This is a genomic window from Pseudomonas sp. PDM09 (assembly GCF_014852305.1).
Lineage (GTDB): Bacteria > Pseudomonadota > Gammaproteobacteria > Pseudomonadales > Pseudomonadaceae > Aquipseudomonas.
The window spans coordinates 163,310-182,107 of record NZ_JACVBI010000001.1; the positions used below are offsets into that span (position 1 = coordinate 163,310).

Below are 18,798 nucleotides of genomic sequence, written 5' to 3' on the forward strand. Positions count from 1 at the left end.
TTGTCCCCGCCTATAAATTGCCTGCTGCTTTTTTACCCGTTTTCAGTAGGGTGACTTCTTGAGTTTGACCCACTAGAATGCATGCCCTTGATTCTGGGGTCGGAAACGGCCGGCTAACGTCTGTGCAACGAGGAATATCCATGCAAGTTTCTGTTGAAAATACTACTGCTCTTGAGCGCCGCATGAGCGTCACCGTGCCGGCTGAGCGCATCGAGAGCCAGGTCAACAAGCGTCTGCAGCAGACCGCCCAAAAGGCCAAGATTGCTGGCTTCCGTCCAGGCAAAGTGCCAATGAGCGAAATCAAGCGCCGTTTCGGTGCTGACGCTCGCCAGGAAGCTGTAGGCGACGTGATCCAGTCTTCTTTCTACGAAGCTGTGGTTGAGCAGAAGCTGAACCCGGCTGGTCAGCCTTCGATCGAGCCTAAATCCCTGGAAGCAGGCAAGGACCTGGAATACGTAGCCGTATTCGAAGTGTTCCCGGAGTTCACCGTTGCCGGTTTCGAAGGTATCGCTGTCGAGCGCCTGAGCGCTGACGTGGCTGATGCCGATCTGGACAAGATGCTGGAAATCCTGCGCAAGCAGAACACCCGTTTCGAAGTCGCCGATCGCGCTGCTCAGAACGAAGATCAACTGAACATCGATTTCGTCGGCAAGGTCGACGGTGAAGTGTTCGCTGGCGGTTCCGCCAAAGGCACCCAGCTGGTGCTGGGTTCCGGTCGTATGATCCCAGGCTTCGAAGACGGTCTGGTCGGCGCTAAAGCCGGCGAAGAGCGCGTTCTGAACCTGACCTTCCCTGAGGACTATCAGAACCTCGACCTGGCAGGCAAAGCCGCTGAGTTCACCGTGACCGTGAACACCGTTTCCGAGCCTAAACTGCCAGAGCTGACCGAAGAATTCTTCGCTCAATTCGGCATCAAGGAAACCGGTCTGGAAGGCTTCCGCACCGAAGTTCGCAAGAACATGGAGCGCGAACTGCGTCAGGCGATCAAATCCAAGGTCAAGAATCAGGTTATGGACGGTCTGCTGGCCACCAACCCGATCGAAGTGCCAAAGGCTCTGCTGTCCAACGAAGTTGACCGTCTGCGCGTGCAGGCTGTTCAGCAGTTCGGCGGCAACATCAAGCCTGACCAACTGCCGGCCGAGCTGTTCGAAGAGCAAGCCAAGCGCCGCGTTGTGCTGGGTCTGATCGTGGCTGAAGTGGTCAAGCAATTCGACCTCAAGCCTGACGAAGCCCGCGTTCGCGAGATGATTCAGGAAATGGCTTCGGCTTACCAGGAGCCTGAGCAGGTTGTGTCTTGGTACTACAAGAACGACCAGCAACTGAACGAAGTCCGTTCGGTTGTGCTGGAAGAACAAGTTGTGGATACTGTTCTGCAGAAAGCTAGCGTGACCGACAAATCGGTCTCTTACGAAGAAGCTGTCAAGCCGGTAGAAGCTCCACAAGCCGACTGATCGTTTTTGCGGTAAGAAGCACACACCATAAGCCAGCCTTCGTGCTGGCTTATGCGTATTCAAGACATAACTATTTGGGAGTGACTGCAGAGCATGTTCCGTAATTCCTATATTCAGCAGAACTCTGATATCCAGGCCGCAGGCGGCCTGGTCCCGATGGTTGTCGAGCAGTCTGCTCGTGGCGAGCGCGCCTATGACATCTACTCGCGCCTTCTCAAGGAGCGAGTGATTTTTCTGGTTGGTCCGGTAGAGGACTACATGGCCAACCTGATCTGTGCGCAACTGCTGTTCCTTGAAGCGGAAAACCCGGACAAGGACATCCATCTCTATATCAACTCCCCGGGCGGTTCGGTCACGGCGGGCATGTCGATCTATGACACCATGCAGTTCATCAAGCCAAACGTGTCGACCACTTGTATCGGTCAAGCGTGCAGCATGGGCGCGTTTCTTCTGACGGCCGGTGCCCAGGGCAAGCGTTACTGCCTGCCGAACTCGCGTGTGATGATTCACCAGCCACTGGGCGGTTTCCAAGGCCAGGCTTCGGATATCGAAATCCATGCCAAGGAAATCCTCTTCATTCGTGAGCGCCTCAACACGCTGATGGCCAAGCATAGCGGGCGCACTCTTGAAGAAATCGAGCGCGATACCAACCGCGATAATTTCATGAGCGCTGAAGCTGCGCGTGAATACGGGTTGATCGATGAAGTGATCAACCAGCGCCCCGCTTAATAATAAGCAGCTCAAAATAGGGTTGGTCAGCTGGTCTGATCACCGGCGGGCTTGAAAAAGCCCGCAATAGCCTTCATCTTGTGTTGCAAGCCTATCGGATTTGGATCGAACGAATGACTGACACCCGCAACGGCGAGGACAACGGCAAGCTGCTCTATTGCTCCTTCTGTGGCAAAAGCCAGCATGAAGTACGCAAATTGATTGCCGGCCCCTCGGTCTTTATCTGCGACGAGTGCGTCGACCTGTGCAATGACATCATCCGTGAGGAGGTGCAGGAAGCCCAGGCCGAAAGCAGCGCGCATAAATTGCCTTCGCCTAAAGAAATCAGCGGCATCCTTGATCAGTACGTGATTGGTCAGGAGCGTGCGAAAAAGGTTCTGGCCGTAGCGGTGTACAACCACTACAAGCGTTTGAACCAGCGTGACAAAAAGAATGACGACGTCGAACTCGGCAAAAGCAACATCTTGCTGATCGGCCCGACAGGCTCGGGTAAAACCCTGCTTGCCGAAACACTGGCCCGCTTGCTGAACGTTCCGTTCACCATCGCCGACGCAACCACCCTCACCGAGGCGGGTTATGTAGGTGAAGATGTCGAGAACATCATTCAGAAGCTGCTGCAGAAGTGCGATTACGATGTAGAAAAAGCCCAGATGGGTATCGTCTACATCGATGAGATAGACAAGATCTCACGTAAATCTGACAACCCGTCGATCACTCGGGACGTTTCCGGTGAAGGCGTACAGCAGGCCCTGCTCAAGTTGATCGAAGGTACGGTCGCTTCCGTTCCACCTCAAGGTGGTCGCAAGCATCCGCAGCAGGAATTCCTTCAGGTCGACACCCGTAACATCCTGTTCATCTGCGGTGGTGCGTTCTCCGGTCTGGAAAAGGTTATTCAAAACCGTTCCACCAAGGGTGGCATTGGTTTCAACGCGGAAGTGCGCAGCAAGGAAGAAGGCAAGAAAGTCGGTGAATCCCTGCGTGAAGTCGAGCCTGACGATCTGGTCAAGTTCGGTCTGATCCCGGAGTTCGTTGGTCGTCTGCCGGTACTTGCTACGCTGGACGAGCTTGATGAGGCTGCGTTGATGCAGATTCTCACCGAGCCGAAAAATGCTCTGACCAAACAGTATGCCAAGCTGTTCGAGATGGAAGGCGTGGATCTGGAATTCCGGGCTGACGCGCTGAAATCGGTCGCCAAACGTGCCCTGGAACGCAAAACCGGTGCCCGTGGTCTGCGTTCGATTCTCGAAGGTGTATTGCTCGACACTATGTATGAAATCCCCTCGCAGTCCGAGGTGAGTAAAGTAGTGATCGATGAAAGCGTTATAGAAGGCAAGTCCAAGCCACTGTATATCTACGAAAACAGTGAGCCGGCTGCCAAGGCAGCGCCAGACGCCTGAGCGTCACACTGCTGAAATAAAGAAGGGGCCTTCGGGCCCCTTTGCTATTGTGGGCGCTGGCTTGTCGGATCGTCGAACCGCTGTGAAGGCAGCATGACATCCGACCTTTTTGGATGTATCCGGGCCCACGCAGGCGCTACCGTAAGCGGCGATCTTTAAAGTGGTTTTTTTATCCGCTTGTTTTTTTTGAAAACAGCCCCCATCTTGGTTTCAAGCTTACTTCCATCTGTTTACGGCCTTATGGCCGCCGTAGAGGCGAAATCATGAAGACAACCATCGAATTGCCTCTCCTGCCATTGCGTGATGTCGTGGTTTATCCGCACATGGTTATCCCGCTGTTCGTGGGGCGCGAGAAATCCATCGAAGCCCTCGAGGCAGCGATGACGGGCGACAAGCAGATCCTTCTGCTGGCTCAGCGAAATCCTGCTGACGACGATCCCGGTGAAGAAGCACTTTATCGCGTAGGCACCATCGCCACCGTTCTGCAGCTGCTCAAGCTGCCTGACGGCACGGTCAAGGTTCTTGTCGAAGGCGAGCAGCGGGGCGCCGTGGAGCGCTTCAGCGAAGTCGACGGCCACTGCCGTGCCGAAGTTTCGCTGATCGACGAAGTCGACGCGCCTGAGCGCGAGTCGGAAGTGTTTGTCCGCAGCCTGCTGGCTCAGTTCGAACAATATGTGCAGCTGGGCAAGAAAGTCCCCGCTGAAGTCCTGTCGTCGCTTAACAGCATCGACGAGCCAGGCCGCCTGGTTGACACCATGGCCGCGCACATGGCCCTGAAAATCGAGCAGAAGCAGGAAATCCTCGAAATCATCGATTTGTCGGCCCGGGTCGAGCACGTTCTGGCGTTGCTGGATGCCGAGATCGATCTGCTGCAAGTCGAAAAACGCATTCGCGGCCGCGTTAAAAAGCAAATGGAGCGCAGCCAGCGCGAGTACTACCTGAATGAGCAGATGAAGGCCATTCAGAAAGAACTGGGCGACAGCGACGAAGGCCACAACGAAATCGAAGAGCTGAAGAAGCGTATCGATGCCGCCGGCCTGCCGAAAGACGCGTTGGCCAAGGCTCAGGCCGAACTGAACAAGCTCAAGCAAATGTCGCCAATGTCCGCGGAAGCGACGGTGGTGCGTTCGTATATCGACTGGCTGGTTCAAGTGCCGTGGAAGGCCCAGAGCAAGGTGCGTCTGGATCTTGCCCGTGCCGAAGATATTCTCGACGCCGACCACTATGGTCTGGAAGAAGTCAAAGAGCGGATCCTCGAATACCTCGCCGTGCAGAAGCGCGTGAAGAAGATTCGTGGTCCGGTGCTGTGCCTGGTCGGTCCTCCCGGGGTGGGTAAAACCTCTCTGGCGGAGTCGATCGCTCACGCCACCAACCGCAAATTCGTGCGCATGGCCCTCGGTGGCGTGCGCGATGAGGCGGAAATTCGTGGTCATCGCCGGACTTATATCGGTTCGATGCCAGGAAGATTGATTCAAAAAATGACAAAGGTGGGCGTCCGCAACCCGCTGTTCCTGCTCGATGAAATCGACAAAATGGGCAGCGACATGCGTGGCGATCCGGCGTCGGCGTTGCTGGAAGTGCTCGATCCCGAGCAGAACCACAACTTCAACGATCACTATCTGGAGGTCGATTACGACCTGTCCGATGTGATGTTCCTGTGCACCTCCAACTCCATGAACATTCCGCCAGCGCTGCTGGACCGGATGGAAGTGATTCGTCTGCCGGGTTACACCGAAGACGAGAAGATCAACATCGCTGTCAAATACCTTTCGCCGAAGCAGATTACGGCCAACGGACTAAAGAAAGGCGAGCTGGAATTCGACGCCGAAGCGATCCGCGACATCATCCGCTACTACACCCGCGAAGCCGGTGTACGTGGGCTGGAGCGCCAGATTGCCAAGGTTTGCCGCAAGGCGGTCAAAGAACATGCGATGGAAAAACGCTTCTCGGTGAAGGTCACTGCCGACATGCTCGAGCACTTCCTGGGCGTGCGTAAATTCCGCTACGGCCTGGCTGAGTCGCAGGATCAGATCGGTCAGGTCACAGGCTTGGCGTGGACTCAGGTGGGTGGCGAGTTGCTGACCATCGAAGCCGCGGTCGTGCCAGGTAAAGGCCAGTTGATCAAAACCGGTTCTCTGGGTGACGTGATGGTCGAATCGATCACCGCAGCCCTGACCGTTGTCCGCAGTCGTGCGAAGAGCCTGGGGATTCCTCTGGACTTCCACGAGAAGCGCGACACCCATATCCATATGCCTGAAGGGGCAACGCCGAAAGATGGCCCTAGCGCCGGTGTAGGCATGTGCACGGCCCTGGTGTCAGCATTGACTGGCATTCCTGTACGCGCAGATGTTGCCATGACCGGTGAAATCACCTTGCGTGGTCAGGTGTTGGCGATTGGTGGTTTGAAAGAAAAACTGCTGGCTGCTCACCGTGGTGGAATCAAGACGGTGATCATTCCTGAAGAGAACGTACGCGATCTGAAGGAAATTCCTGACAATATCAAGCAAGATCTACAGATTAAACCAGTTAAATGGATTGACGAGGTCCTGCAAATTGCGCTGCAATACGCGCCGGAGCCCTTGCCGGATGTGGTTCCGGAGATCGTTGCAAAGGATGAAAAGCGCGAGACTGACTCTAAGGAAAGAATTAGCACGCATTAGTACGCATTTGCCTGGGGGGCTTGTTGACAGTTTTTTAGAGCCCTTGTTATAAAGCGGCTCTTAAGTGTCTGTAGGCCATTCAGCACTCGTTTTTTTGCTTTCACCAAAAAACTTAGAATCAAACTCAAATAGATATAAGGGGACTTAGAGTGAACAAGTCGGAACTGATTGATGCTATCGCTGCATCCGCTGATATCCCGAAAGCTGCTGCTGGCCGTGCGCTGGACGCTGTAATCGAATCCGTCACTGGCGCTCTCAAGGCTGGCGACTCTGTTGTTCTGGTTGGTTTCGGTACCTTCTCCGTAACCGATCGTCCAGCTCGCATCGGTCGTAACCCACAGACCGGTAAGACGCTGGAAATCGCTGCTGCCAAAAAACCAGGTTTCAAAGCCGGTAAAGCACTGAAAGAAGCTGTCAACTAAGTTCGATTCAGGTTATTGCCTATCCGGGTCGGGGTCATTCCTGACTTGGCAGCGGAGCGGTAGTTCAGTCGGTTAGAATACCGGCCTGTCACGCCGGGGGTCGCGGGTTCGAGTCCCGTCCGCTCCGCCAGTTACGAGAAGGCGCATCCTCGGATGCGCCTTTCTTCTATCCGGATTCTACCCACGCTCCACGGTTGCCTAATTTTGAAGTTCAACCGTTTCTGGGGGACGCATGCTGCAGAATATCAGGGACAATTCACAAGGCTGGATTGCCAAGACCATTATCGGGATCATCGTTGTACTGATGGCTTTCACCGGTATCGAGGCCATTTTCCAGGCGACGACCAACAGCCAGGATGCGGCCAAGGTCAATGGTGAAGAAATCAGTCAAAACGAGCTGAACCAGGCGGTTGATATGCAACGCCGTCAGCTCATGCAACAGCTTGGCAAGGATTTCGATGCTTCCTTGCTCGACGAAAAAATGCTGCGCGAATCGGCCCTCAAAGGCCTGATCGATCGCAAACTGCTGCTGCAAGGCGCAGAAAAATCGAAATTCGCTTTCTCCGAAGCGGCTTTGGATCAGGTGATCCTGCAAACGCCTGAATTCCAGGTGGAAGGCAAATTCAACGCCGATCGCTTCGATCAGGTGATCCGTCAACTGGGCTATAGCCGTCTGCAATTTCGCCAGATGCTGGCTCAGGAAATGCTGATCGGTCAGCTACGTGCTGGCTTGGCCGGTAGCGGCTTTGTCACCGATGCACAGGTTCTGGCCTTCGCCCGTCTGGAAAAACAGACCCGCGATTTCGCCACCTTGAACGTCAAGGCAGATCCTGCGGCGGTGAAACTGACTGACGACGAAGTCAAAGCCTACTACGACGAACACGCCAAGGAATTCATGACGCCGGATCAGGTGGTCATCGACTACCTCGAATTGAAGAAGGCGTCCTTCTTTGATCAGGTCAGCGTCAAGGACGAAGACTTGCAAGCGGCGTATCAGAAAGAAACCGCGAACCTGTCCGAGCAACGCCGGGCTGCGCATATTCTGGTCGAAGTGAACGATAAGGTGAGCGAGGCGCAAGCCAAGGCCAAAATCGAAGAAGTGCAGGCGCGTCTGGCCAAAGGCGAGAAATTCGAGGCTCTGGCCAAGGAGTTCTCCCAGGATCCAGGCTCGGCGAACAACGGCGGTGACCTCGGTTATGCAGGTCCAGGCGTCTACGATCCAGCGTTTGAAAAAGCCCTGTATTCGTTGGCCAAGGATCAGGTTTCGGAGCCGGTTCGCACTGACTTCGGTTTCCACCTGATCAAGCTGCTGGGCGTTGAAGCCCCTGAAGTGCCGACGTTTGCCAGCCTGAAAGACAAGCTGACCCGCGAGCTGAAAACCCAGCAGGTCGAGCAGCGTTTCGTCGAGGCGACCAAGCAATTGGAAGACTCGTCGTTCGAGGCCTCCGATCTGGCCCAGCCAGCACAAGACCTGAAGCTGACTGTCCACACGTCTGCGCCATTCGGCCGGGAAGGTGGCGAAGGAATTGCGGCCAACCGTGCCGTAGTGACCGCTGCGTTCAGTCCTGAAGTGCTGGATGAGGGTGCCAACAGCACCGCCATCGAGCTGGACCCGGAAACCGTGATCGTGCTGCGCGCCAAGGAACACCGCAAGCCTGAGCAACTGCCGTTGGAAAGCGTGGCTGCCAGCATCCGTGCGCAGCTGACCAAGGAGCATGCCAGTGCTGCCGCCAAGACCAAGGCTGATCAACTGATCGTCAGCCTGCGCGATGGCAAGACTGCACTGGACCAGGCGATCGATGGCCAGAACTGGAAAGTGACTCAAGCTGCGACGCGTGCTCAGGAAGGGGTCGATCCAACTGTGCTGCAAGCGCTGTTCCGCATGCCCAAGCCGGTTGCCAAAGACAAGCCGACCTTCAGCAGCGTGACCCTGGCCGATGGTAGCCTGGTGATCGTGCGTCTGAACGGCGTGAACGAAGCTGCGGCGCCGACCGAAGAAGAGAAGGTTCAATACCGTCGCTTCCTCGCTTCGCGCATTGGCCAGCAAGACTTCGCGGCTTACCGCAAACTGTTGGAGAGCGAGGCTGAGATCAAGCGTTTCTGATGCTTGACTGAGCTTTGCGCGACACAAAAACCCCGGCCGTAAGGCTGGGGTTTTTTATGGGTGAAACAAAAACGGCATGAGCTACCCGTCGCCTGCTTATTTACCGCGCGACTTTTTCCTGTCAGTAACAGTCAGTAGACTTGTAACTGTTTCAAGACACCAAACGGTGCGACGCTAAGCATCGATCTGTTGCACAATACGCCCCGAACCGTTTTCCTCAGGATGTTCAATGTTTAAATCAATTCCCATGCGTGTTGTCGGGCTGGCCTTGGTGCTGGCCGCCGCTGCCGGTTGTTCGTCGAAGAAAGCCGCCATCTACGAGCATGAGAACTTCGATGACTCCGGAACGTTCTCGCGCAATTACCCGGTGACCGATGCGCAAACCTGCGAGGCCGCCCGTCGGGCTTTGCTCAGCCAGGGTTACATCATCACCAGCGCCGATCCGAAGCTGGTCAGTGGACACAAGAGCTTCCAGCAGACTGGCGAGACCCACATGGAGATCAGCTTCAGCGTGGTCTGTGCCGATGACGGCAGCGAAGGGCATCACGCGACAATGTTCGCCAACGCCCTGCAGGACCGTTATGCGTTGAAGAAGACCAACAACTCCGCCAGCCTCGGTGTCGGCGTGTTGGGCTCGGTATCGATGCCGATCGGCTCGTCTGACGATTCGATGGTCAAGGTCGCCAGTGAAACCGTGTCCTCGGCCAAGTTCTACGAGCGTTTCTTTGCCTTGGTCGAGTTGTTCCTGCCACCGGAGGCGAAGAAGGCGGCACACATTACCGAGAAGCCGAAGACTGATCTGGGTGTGCCCGAAGCCAAGGCTGCGCCGGCTCAGTTGGCGCCGACCTCGACCCCAGCGGCAGAACCTGCGCCTGCTCCAGCGCCGGCAGCCGAACCTGCACCCGCTGAAACCGCTCCAGCCAGTTCGGAGCCTGTTGTGCCACCTGCTGAAACGGCGCCGATTACCCCGGTGCAGAGCAGCGAGCCGAGTTCGTCCACCGAAACAGTGGCTCCACCGGCGGATTCAAGCACGATGCCAGCACCAACTGAGCCAATTTCGGCCATGCCTGTCTCCGGGCAGTAATTGGCCAATGTTATGGGATCGGGTCAGACGACTCCGATCCCGCAACACCTTTCAAGATTGATCCACATCAAATCGGGCCGTATTCCTACCGCTCGTATCGAAAAAATCCTGTGATAAATTCCTGACCACCTGCTACGTTTTATTCAGTAGAGATGTAGTGTCATGTGCCCGTCATTTTTCTTTCATGCGGGCACTTTATGCTCAGGGCGCTGGTCATTTATTCAAGCGATTTTTTCAACAAGCGATGGGGGTTTAATAATGGACGATTATCAAGAAGAACTACTCGAATACCAGGCGTTTGAACTGGACCCGCTGGAACCAGCCGAAGACGCTACCGAGCTTTAGGGGGCGCAGCGGGGAAACTTATTGAGTACGCCTCCTAACCTTACGCGGATTGGCGATGACTGCGGCGAAACTCGCCGGGGGTCTGGCCGTTCCAGCGTTTGAAAGCCCGTTGAAAGGCTTCGGCAGAGGCAAATCCCAGCAGGTAGGCGATTTCCCCGAACGCCAGTTCGGTGTCTCGGATGTAAGTCATGGCGAGGTCGCGGCGCGTGTCGTTGAGAATTGCACGAAATTGCGTGCCTTCCTCGGCGAGTTTGCGACGCAAGGTCCAGGTCGGCAGCTTCAGGCGTGCCGCCACTTCTTCCAGGTCGGGTTCCCGACCACCATTGAGCAACGGCCCCAGTAACTGAGTGATGCGTTCACGCAGGCTGCGGGTGCGTGTCAGTTGCTCCAGTTCCCGTTCACACAATTGCAGCAGGTGCCGCCAGGTACTGGGGCAGTGCTGCGGATTGCGCTGGGCGAGGCTGTCCAGGTTCAGGCGCAGTTGATTCTGTTCGGCGCCAAACTGAATCGGACAATCCCCCAACACGGCGTAGGCCTCGCGGTAATCCGGCGCTTCAAACTCGATCTCGATCCGTTCGGCGCGTAGCGGGGCAGGGCTTACGCTGGACAATTGCTGCAACCAGCCGGCGATGATCGAATCCACCACGAAGCGATTGTAGGCATTGTAGGGACTGATCGAATAGAACCGCAGCCAGGCGCCCTGGGCGTCTTCATGAAAGCTCGATTGGCCGCGATAGTTGGAGCCATACAGCGCTTCAAAGCGTATCAGGCAGCGCGCCGCTTCCCGCACGGTGGGGGCCTGGGCGGCGGTGACTCCGGCCAGGCCGGCCTGGCTCAGACGGCTGAGCTGGCCCATACGCAAACCCAGTGCCGGGTCGTCAGTCAGTTGAATGGCCCCGTGACCCAGGCGCATGTAGCGCGGGATCGAGAGGCGGGCGCCGGCCTCGGCCAGTCGTGCGGCGTCGAGGCCGTACTGTTCGAGCAGCGGTTGTGGGTCCAGGCCATGGCTGCGCACGGCGTCGGCCAGGCTATGGACGAAGCCCACCGACAAATCCCCGAGGCGCATCGGCTGCGGTTTCATCGGCTTACAGCCAGAGGTTCAGCAAACGCGCGCCCCGGGCATCGCCGTCGGCGAATTGTTGCCCGTTGCTGCTGAGGAAACTTTGACCGGCGCTGCCCTTGTCCCAGAACTGACCGCGCAGGAACACGCTCATGCCGGCGATGGTCTGGCTGCCGGACGGTTGGGCAATCAGCGTCAGCCGATGCCAGGCCTGACCTTCGCTGAGTTCGCCAGCCTTGAGACTGACAGAGCTAGGCGTGGACTGGCCTTTGTAGCCGCGCCACGGTTGGTCCCAAGACCCGCGCCCGACGACGAACGCCGGGACCGCCACCAGTTGCGCGCCTTGATCGTCAAGTTTGCGATAGTTTTCCGGATACCAACTGTCGCTGCCGATCAACACGCCCAAGCGTCCGGCCGGTGTGTCGACGACGTTGATCGTGTGTTCGGAATTGGCATCGACGGTGTCGTGACCAGCGAAAGTCGGGTGCATTTGCCGCTGCGGCTGGCCGATCGGCAAACCGTCGCGACTGAACACCACGCTGCTGTTGTACAGGGCACCGCGGCCAATCTTCAGGGTGCCATCGCTGACACTCGGCTCGGGCAACACGATGGAACCCGCCACCAGAGTGATGCGGAATTCTTTCGCCAAGCCGCCGAACAGCGCCTGGTAACTCTTGGCCATTTTCTTGGCTTTCATCCGCAAGTGCGCATCGTCGAGACGGCTACCGCCCTCGGCACTGATCAGGGCGCGGATGAACTGCAACGGGTTGCTCACCGCCAGCCAGTTCATCGCTTCCTTGAGGGTGGTGGCCTGGTACAACTCGTCTTTTTCGCCGCTGATCATCAGCCAGGTGCCGACATGTTCGGGCAGTACGACGATGGTCTTTTCATTCAGCAGGCCCTGATCCTGAGCCTTCTGCAAATAAGCCGCGAGCTTGCGGTGCAGGCGTTCGGGGCTTTGATAATCGGTGGGGAACAGCTCGGGCTGGATACCCAGCAGATTGCCGCGATCGGCGGGGGTGCCCTGATCGACCGCAAGGCTGATACGCAAATCCGACAGGTAATGACCCACCGGACGGTCCGCGGCCCACATGGCGTAGGTCGTGAGGACGGCGATCAACGCCATGGAAAAGGTCAGGTACAAAAGTTTGCGCATGGGGAAACAGTCAACGGCCGTGTGCGGGGTTCGCGACTAGGGTAGGGCCCATCCCCGCGCTTGCCAAGAGGCGCTGCACATTTGGATCAATAAGTTGTCAGTTACGGTCATTGAGTGACAGCGGTGCGACTCTTAGTCTGTCGAACATGACTGACGGGGGCCGAAGAGCTCCTGCATTTTTTCCGTGATCGCTCGTTGTGGAGTTACCGATGGCCGCCGCTCATTACCCGCACCTGTTGGCCCCGCTGGACCTGGGTTTTACCACGTTGCGCAACCGCACCCTGATGGGCTCGATGCACACGGGGCTTGAGGAAAAGCCCGGCGGTTTCGAGCGCATGGCCGCGTACTTCGCCGAGCGTGCCCGTGGTGGCGTAGGTCTGATGGTCACCGGCGGTATCGGCCCGAATGATGAGGGCGGGGTTTATTCCGGCGCGGCCAAGCTGACCACCGAGGAAGAAGCACTCAAACACCTGATCGTCACCCGAGCAGTGCATGAGGCGGGCGGCAAGATCTGCATGCAGATTCTCCATGCCGGGCGTTATGCCTACAGCCCGAAACAAGTGGCGCCGAGCGCGATTCAGGCGCCGATCAACCCGTTCAAGCCTAAAGAGCTGGACGAAGAAGGCATCGAGAAGCAGATCAGCGATTTCGTCACTTGCTCGAGCCTGGCGCAAAAAGCCGAGTACGACGGCGTCGAGATCATGGGCTCCGAAGGTTATTTCATTAACCAGTTTCTCGCGGCCCACACCAACCATCGCACTGACCGCTGGGGCGGCGCTTACGAAAACCGCATGCGCCTGCCGGTGGAAATCGTCCGCCGGGTGCGCGAAGCGGTCGGCCCGAACTTCATCATTATCTTCCGCCTGTCGATGCTCGACCTGGTGGAAGGCGGCAGCAGCTGGGAAGAGATCGTGCAATTGGCCAAGGCCATCGAGCAGGCCGGTGCAACGATCATCAACACTGGCATCGGCTGGCACGAAGCGCGGATTCCGACCATCGCCACCAAGGTGCCGCGTGCGGCGTTCAGCAAAGTCACGGCCAAGCTGCGTGGCTCGGTGGGCATTCCGCTGATCACCACCAATCGTATCAATACCCCGGAAGTCGCCGAGCAGATTCTGGCCGAAGGCGATGCCGACATGGTGTCCATGGCGCGCCCGTTCCTCGCCGATCCGGATTTCGTCAACAAGGCTGCGGCCGGTCGTGGCGATGAAATCAACACCTGCATCGGTTGCAATCAGGCGTGCCTGGATCACACCTTTGGCGGCAAGTTGACCAGTTGCCTGGTGAACCCACGGGCCTGCCATGAAACCGAACTCAATTACCTGCCGGTGCGGCAGATCAAGAAAATCGCCGTGGTCGGTGCTGGCCCTGCCGGTCTTTCCGCCGCCACTGTGGCCGCTGAACGTGGTCACCAGGTGACGTTGTTCGATTCGGCCAGCGAAATCGGCGGCCAGTTCAACATTGCCAAGCGCGTGCCGGGCAAAGAAGAGTTCTTCGAAACCCTGCGCTACTTCAACCGCAAATTGCAGACCACCAACGTCGAACTGTGCCTGAACACCCGTGTGGATGTGGCGCAGCTGGTTGAGGGCGGTTACGACGAAATCATCCTGGCGACCGGCATTGCGCCACGGGTGCCGGCGATTCCGGGCGTAGAGCACGCCAAGGTGCTGAGCTACCTGGACGTGATCCTCGAGCGCAAACCGGTGGGCAAGCGCGTCGCGGTGATCGGCGCCGGCGGTATCGGTTTCGATGTGTCGGAATTCCTCGTTCACGAGGGTGTGGCCACCAGTCAGGACCGCGAAGCCTTCTGGAAAGAATGGGGCATCGATACACAACTGGAAGCGCGCGGCGGCGTTGCGGGAATCAAGGCTGAACCGCATGCGCCGGCCCGTGAAGTGTTCCTGCTGCAACGCAAGACATCCAAGGTCGGCGATGGCCTGGGCAAGACCACTGGCTGGATTCACCGCACGGGTCTTAAGAACAAGCAGGTGCAGATGCTTAACAGCGTCGAGTACCTGAAGATCGACGACGAAGGCCTGCACATCCGTATCGGTGAAAGCGGCGAACCGCAGGTGCTGCCGGTGGACAACATCGTGATCTGCGCCGGACAGGATCCGTTGCGTGAGTTGCAGGACGGTTTGCTCGCGGCCGGGCAGAACGTGCATTTGATCGGCGGAGCGGACGTGGCGGCGGAGCTGGATGCCAAGCGCGCGATCAACCAGGGTTCGCGGTTGGCGGCTGAGTTGTAATACGCAGGTTTAACGTGCCAATGGCCATCGCGAGCAGGCTCGCTCCCACAGGTTTTGTGGTGTTCACGTATTTTGTGACCGACGCAAATCCAATGTGGGAGCGAGCCTGCTCGCGATGGGTTGCTTTGAGCGACTAGAATGCGGACTCTTTCTGAGAACAATCAGGCGTCAATGCTTTCTCCTCCTGGCAACTGGCAACCCCAAGCCCCCCTCGAGCCCCTTCACCTGGACTGGCTCACCACTGCCGGCATCGACGTCGCGATCCTGCGTCTGGACCAGATCGACCCGCTGATCAGCGGTAACAAGTGGTTCAAACTCATCGAACACCTCAAAGCCGCTGACCAGAATGGCGCCCAAGGCATCATCAGCCTGGGCGGTGCCCATTCCAACCATCTCCATGCATTGGCCGCTGCAGGCAAACGCTTTGGTTTCACCGCGGTCGGACTGCTGCGTGGGCATCCGCAAGACACTCCGACGGTAAAGGACTTGCAGGCATTCGGCATGCACTTGCACTGGTTGGGTTATGGCGGTTATCGCGCGCGACATGAACCGGGCTTCTGGCAGCCATGGCGGGAGCAATACCCCGAGCTACATCCAGTGCCGGAAGGTGGCGGCGGTTTGCTTGGGGCGAAGGGTTGCATGCGGCTGAAGGAGATGGCCTGCCAGCAACTGAGTGCTTTGGGTTGGAGCAATTATGATGGCTGGTGGCTGGCCTGCGGAACGGGTACCACCCTGGCCGGTCTGGTTCTGGCCGAGGCGGGCGAACATCCGGTGTATGGCGCGCTGGCGGTGCCTGACGACCATGGCGTGGCGCAGCAGGTCGAGATGATTGTGCAGGACGCCGGACTGATCGATCCCGCCTATGAACTGCTGGACGCCAGCCGTGGTGGTTTTGCCAAGGTCGATCCGCTGTTACTCGAGTTCATCGAGCAGACCGAACAGGCCAGTGGCATTCCTCTCGAGCCGCTGTACACCGGCAAAGCGTTGCTGGCGCTCAAGCAACAAATCGAGGCAGGTAAATTTTCCCGGGGCACGCGACTGATCTTCATCCATACCGGTGGCTTGCAGGGTCGTCGGGGTTTCAGTTCACGGCGAGAGGGCTAAATCCTGTAGGAGCGAAGCTTGCCCGCGAAGAATGCACCGCGGTTTTCAGGTATTACGCGTCATCGTTCTTCGCGGGCAAGCCACGCTCCCACAGGTTCTGCGTCTTGACTTACCGAACTCAACCGCGCTTGGGCATCATCCGCAGCAAGGTGTTATCGCGCACCACATAGTGATGATAAAGCCCGGCCAGAGCGTGCAGGCCGATCAGCCAATAGCCGATCGTCCCGCCGAGCACATGCCAGCCCTCAAGCTGCTTGGCCAGCGGTTTGTTCTCTTCGATCAGCAACGGCAGATCGAAGCCATAGAACATCACCTGATGCCCCTCGGCGCTGGTAATCAGCCAGCCCAGAATCGGCATGGTGACCATGAAAATATACAACGCCCAATGCATCAGTTTGGCGAGCAGGGTTTGCCAGCGAGGCGAGGCGGGAAAGATCTGCGGCGCGGGCCCCAGGCTGCGGGCGAACAGCCGCAGCCAGACCAGCACGAACACCGTCAGGCCGAGCATGAAGTGGGCTTCCTTGATCAGCGTCCGGCCGCCACTGCCTTTGGGGAATATCCCGCGCAATTCGATGCAGGCGTAAACCACGATTAGCAGAACCAGCATCAACCAGTGCAGCGCGATCGATACGGTGCTGTAGCGTGATTCGGAATTCTTCCAGGGCATACGGTGTTTCCTCACAGGTCTGGTCTGAAGTCACCGTTCTTGTTCGACGGCGTGGGTTAACTGTAATCCTGTTTGGGGGATTTGCCTGAGACCAATGGGCTGTTCAATGCTCAGGATCAAGTGATCGACCACAAAAAAGCGCCAGTTCCGTTAAAGGAACTGGCGCTTTTTTGTGGGGAGAGGGATGCAATCAGTTGGTTTGCGGCATCTGGCCGTTGGCCAGGCGCTTGTTGATGTCGGCGATCACCTCGGGCAAGTCGGTGATGGTGTCGATCATGTAGTGCGGCCGCGAGCCTTCGAACATGGCGTGAATGCGCTTGCGTTCGCTGGCCAGTTTATTGCTGCTCAGGGCGCGATAGCCTTCGTAGTCCAGACCCAGCGCGTTGCCGGAGCAAATCAACGCCACGGTCCACATGCCGGCGCGGCGACCTTCGAGAATGCCCGGCACCGTGTCGTCGATCTTCACGCAGGCCGCGACGTCGTCGATGCCCAGGGCAATCACGTTGGCCAGTGCCTGAGCCGGCCATGGGCGGCCGTTGGGCACTTCGTCGGTGGCGACTACGTGATCGGCGACGTAGCCGTTGGTGGCGGCCAGTTCGACGACTTTGTCCATGACTTGTTTCGGGTAGCCGGAGCATGAGCCGATCTTGATCCCTTGCTGGCGCAGGTTGGCGATGGTGTCCAGGGCGCCGGGAATCAGGGCCGAGTGTTCGGCGATTTTTTCGATCTGCAGCGGCATGAAGCGTTTGTAAATGGCGGTGACGTCATCGTCGGTCGGGGTGCGACCGAACACGTTGCGGTAACGCTTGGCGACTTGCGGCTGATCGCACAGGGTACGAATGTGGTCCCACTTGCCCATGCCCATCGGCCCGCGGGCTTCTTCGATGGACACCTGGACGTCGAACTCGGCGAAGGCTTCGACAAAAATCTGCGTCGGGGCGAAAGAGCCGAAGTCGACCACGGTGCCGGCCCAGTCGAGGATGGCGGCTTGGAGTTTGGTTGGGTTGCTGTAGTTCATGGTGAGCAAATTCCTGTGGCAACTGGCTAAGAGGGGAGCTGTTTTTGGTGGGAGCGGGCTTGCTCGCGAAGGCGGTGTGTCAGTCGACATCAATGTTGAATGTCAGTCCGCTTTCGCGAGCAAGCCCGCTCCCACAGGGGATTGAGGTGAATCAGATGTCGATGACTTCCATCTCGCGCAGCACCTCGGCGACCGCCGCCACTGCTGCGTGCATTTCGGCCTGGTTGACGTGGCCGATGCAGCCGACGCGGAAGGTTTCGACCTGGGTCAGTTTGCCGGGGTAGAGGATGAAACCCTTGGCCTTGACCCGCTCGTAGAATTCCTTGAACTGATAGCGCGGGTCTTTCGGCGCGTGGAAGGTGACGATGATCGGCGCCTGGATCGCGGCGGGCAGGAAGCTGCGCAGTCCCAGTTTGGCCATGTCATCGAGCAGCACCTGGCAGTTATTGGCGTAGCGCTGATGCCGTGCGGGCAAGCCGCCTTCTTCGTTGTATTGCAGCAGCGCTTCGTGCAGCGCCGCGACCACGTGGGTCGGCGGGGTGAAGCGCCATTGGCCGGTCTTGGCCATGTAGGTGTGCTGGTCGAACAAGTCCATTGCCAGTGAGTGCGAATTGCCGGCGGCATTGGCCAGCGCTTCTTTTCGCGCAAAAACGAAGCCCATCCCCGGCACACCTTCCAGGCATTTGCCCGAGGCGGCGATCAGCGCATCGAACGGCACATCTTGGGCGTCAATCGGCAGGGCGCCAAACGAACTCATGGCGTCGATGATCAGGCGTTTGCCGTGTTCCTCGATAACGTGGGCGATTTCAGCCAGCGGGTTGAGGATACCGGTGCTGGTTTCGCAGTGAATCAGCGCGACGTGGGTGATGCTGGCATCGGCCCGCAGCAGGCGGTCGACGTCGACGGCGGTGGTCGGTTCGTCTTCGGCGGTTTCGAAGGTGCTGAACGAGCGGCCGAGCACTTCGCAGATCTTCGCCAGACGCTTGCCGTAGGCGCCATTGATCAGCACCAGAACTTTACCGTTGCGAGGCACCAATGTGCCGATGGCTGCCTCGACCGCGAACGTGCCGCTGCCTTGCAACGGCACACAGTGATGGCTGTCGCCGCCGTTGATGATTGTCAGCAGTTGTTCGCAGAGGCTAGCGGTCAGTTGGTTGAAGCGGTCATCCCATGAGCCCCAGTCGACCATCATTGCCTGACGGGTGCGGCTCGATGTGGTCAATGGGCCGGGGGTGAGCAGGATGGGCTCGGCAGTACTCATTCTTGTGTCCTCGCAAAAGCTCAGTGGGATGAAGCTACGGGACATAAATTGCAATTCGGTGAGCTATCAATCAAATTGTTTATTGTTATGC

General features: G+C 57.9%; 14 protein-coding genes and 1 tRNA gene. 10 read left to right on the top strand and 5 right to left on the bottom strand.

The features are described 5' to 3' along the window. Nucleotides 1-140 precede the first annotated feature (140 nt). The 8 genes from tig (at nt 141) to IB250_RS00735 (ending at nt 9,847) form a co-directional block, all read left to right on the top strand. Nucleotides 141-1,451 (top strand): trigger factor, encoded by a 1,311-nt coding sequence (gene tig, locus IB250_RS00700; RefSeq protein WP_008073093.1) that lies wholly within the window; start codon nt 141-143, stop codon nt 1,449-1,451. Nucleotides 1,452-1,544: 93 nt separating this feature from the next. Continuing rightward, complete coding sequence (gene clpP / locus IB250_RS00705; protein WP_007901795.1) at nt 1,545-2,180, top strand: ATP-dependent Clp endopeptidase proteolytic subunit ClpP; 636 nt, start codon at nt 1,545-1,547, stop codon at nt 2,178-2,180. A gap of 113 nt (nt 2,181-2,293) precedes the next feature. Continuing rightward, nucleotides 2,294-3,577, top strand: a complete 1,284-nt coding sequence (gene clpX, locus IB250_RS00710) for an ATP-dependent Clp protease ATP-binding subunit ClpX (protein WP_007946893.1) — start codon at nt 2,294-2,296, stop codon at nt 3,575-3,577. Nucleotides 3,578-3,840: 263 nt separating this feature from the next. After that, nucleotides 3,841-6,237, top strand: coding sequence for an endopeptidase La (lon, locus tag IB250_RS00715; protein WP_008073094.1), 2,397 nt, complete (start codon nt 3,841-3,843; stop codon nt 6,235-6,237). 149 nt (nt 6,238-6,386) lie between these two features. Further along, nucleotides 6,387-6,659: an HU family DNA-binding protein gene (locus tag IB250_RS00720; protein WP_002552737.1), complete on the top strand. Its 273-nt coding sequence runs from the start codon at nt 6,387-6,389 to the stop codon at nt 6,657-6,659. A 53-nt stretch (nt 6,660-6,712) separates the two neighbouring features. After that, nucleotides 6,713-6,789: transfer RNA gene (locus IB250_RS00725), tRNA-Asp, on the top strand. A 102-nt stretch (nt 6,790-6,891) separates the two neighbouring features. Beyond that, complete coding sequence (locus tag IB250_RS00730) at nt 6,892-8,763, top strand: SurA N-terminal domain-containing protein (protein WP_123496544.1); 1,872 nt, start codon at nt 6,892-6,894, stop codon at nt 8,761-8,763. Between the two features lie 229 nt (nt 8,764-8,992). Continuing rightward, nucleotides 8,993-9,847, top strand: a complete 855-nt coding sequence (locus IB250_RS00735) for a DUF2242 domain-containing protein (RefSeq protein ID WP_192342579.1) — start codon at nt 8,993-8,995, stop codon at nt 9,845-9,847. A gap of 385 nt (nt 9,848-10,232) precedes the next feature. Here IB250_RS00735 and IB250_RS00740 read toward each other — a convergent pair whose 3' ends face one another. Together IB250_RS00740 and IB250_RS00745 are read right to left on the bottom strand one after the other, a co-directional pair. Then, nucleotides 10,233-11,273, bottom strand: coding sequence for an AraC family transcriptional regulator (locus IB250_RS00740; RefSeq protein ID WP_192342580.1), 1,041 nt, complete (start codon nt 11,271-11,273; stop codon nt 10,233-10,235). A gap of 4 nt (nt 11,274-11,277) precedes the next feature. Beyond that, nucleotides 11,278-12,408: a nitrilase-related carbon-nitrogen hydrolase gene (locus tag IB250_RS00745; protein ID WP_192342581.1), complete on the bottom strand. Its 1,131-nt coding sequence runs from the start codon at nt 12,406-12,408 to the stop codon at nt 11,278-11,280. Nucleotides 12,409-12,617: 209 nt separating this feature from the next. On the opposite strand from IB250_RS00745, the gene IB250_RS00750 reads away from it, so the two are divergent. Together IB250_RS00750 and IB250_RS00755 are read left to right on the top strand one after the other, a co-directional pair. Next, complete coding sequence (locus IB250_RS00750; RefSeq protein WP_192342582.1) at nt 12,618-14,657, top strand: NADPH-dependent 2,4-dienoyl-CoA reductase; 2,040 nt, start codon at nt 12,618-12,620, stop codon at nt 14,655-14,657. Between the two features lie 171 nt (nt 14,658-14,828). Continuing rightward, nucleotides 14,829-15,761: a 1-aminocyclopropane-1-carboxylate deaminase/D-cysteine desulfhydrase gene (locus IB250_RS00755; RefSeq protein WP_192342583.1), complete on the top strand. Its 933-nt coding sequence runs from the start codon at nt 14,829-14,831 to the stop codon at nt 15,759-15,761. Between the two features lie 118 nt (nt 15,762-15,879). Here IB250_RS00755 and IB250_RS00760 read toward each other — a convergent pair whose 3' ends face one another. The 3 genes from IB250_RS00760 to IB250_RS00770 form a co-directional block, all read right to left on the bottom strand. Beyond that, nucleotides 15,880-16,428, bottom strand: a complete 549-nt coding sequence (locus IB250_RS00760; RefSeq protein ID WP_192342584.1) for a cytochrome b — start codon at nt 16,426-16,428, stop codon at nt 15,880-15,882. A gap of 190 nt (nt 16,429-16,618) precedes the next feature. After that, nucleotides 16,619-17,446, bottom strand: coding sequence for a phosphonoacetaldehyde hydrolase (gene phnX / locus IB250_RS00765; RefSeq protein ID WP_192342585.1), 828 nt, complete (start codon nt 17,444-17,446; stop codon nt 16,619-16,621). A gap of 151 nt (nt 17,447-17,597) precedes the next feature. Beyond that, nucleotides 17,598-18,707 carry a 2-aminoethylphosphonate--pyruvate transaminase gene (locus IB250_RS00770; protein WP_192342586.1) on the bottom strand — a complete coding sequence of 370 codons (1,110 nt, stop codon included), beginning with the start codon at nt 18,705-18,707 and terminating at the stop codon, nt 17,598-17,600. Nucleotides 18,708-18,798 lie beyond the last annotated feature (91 nt).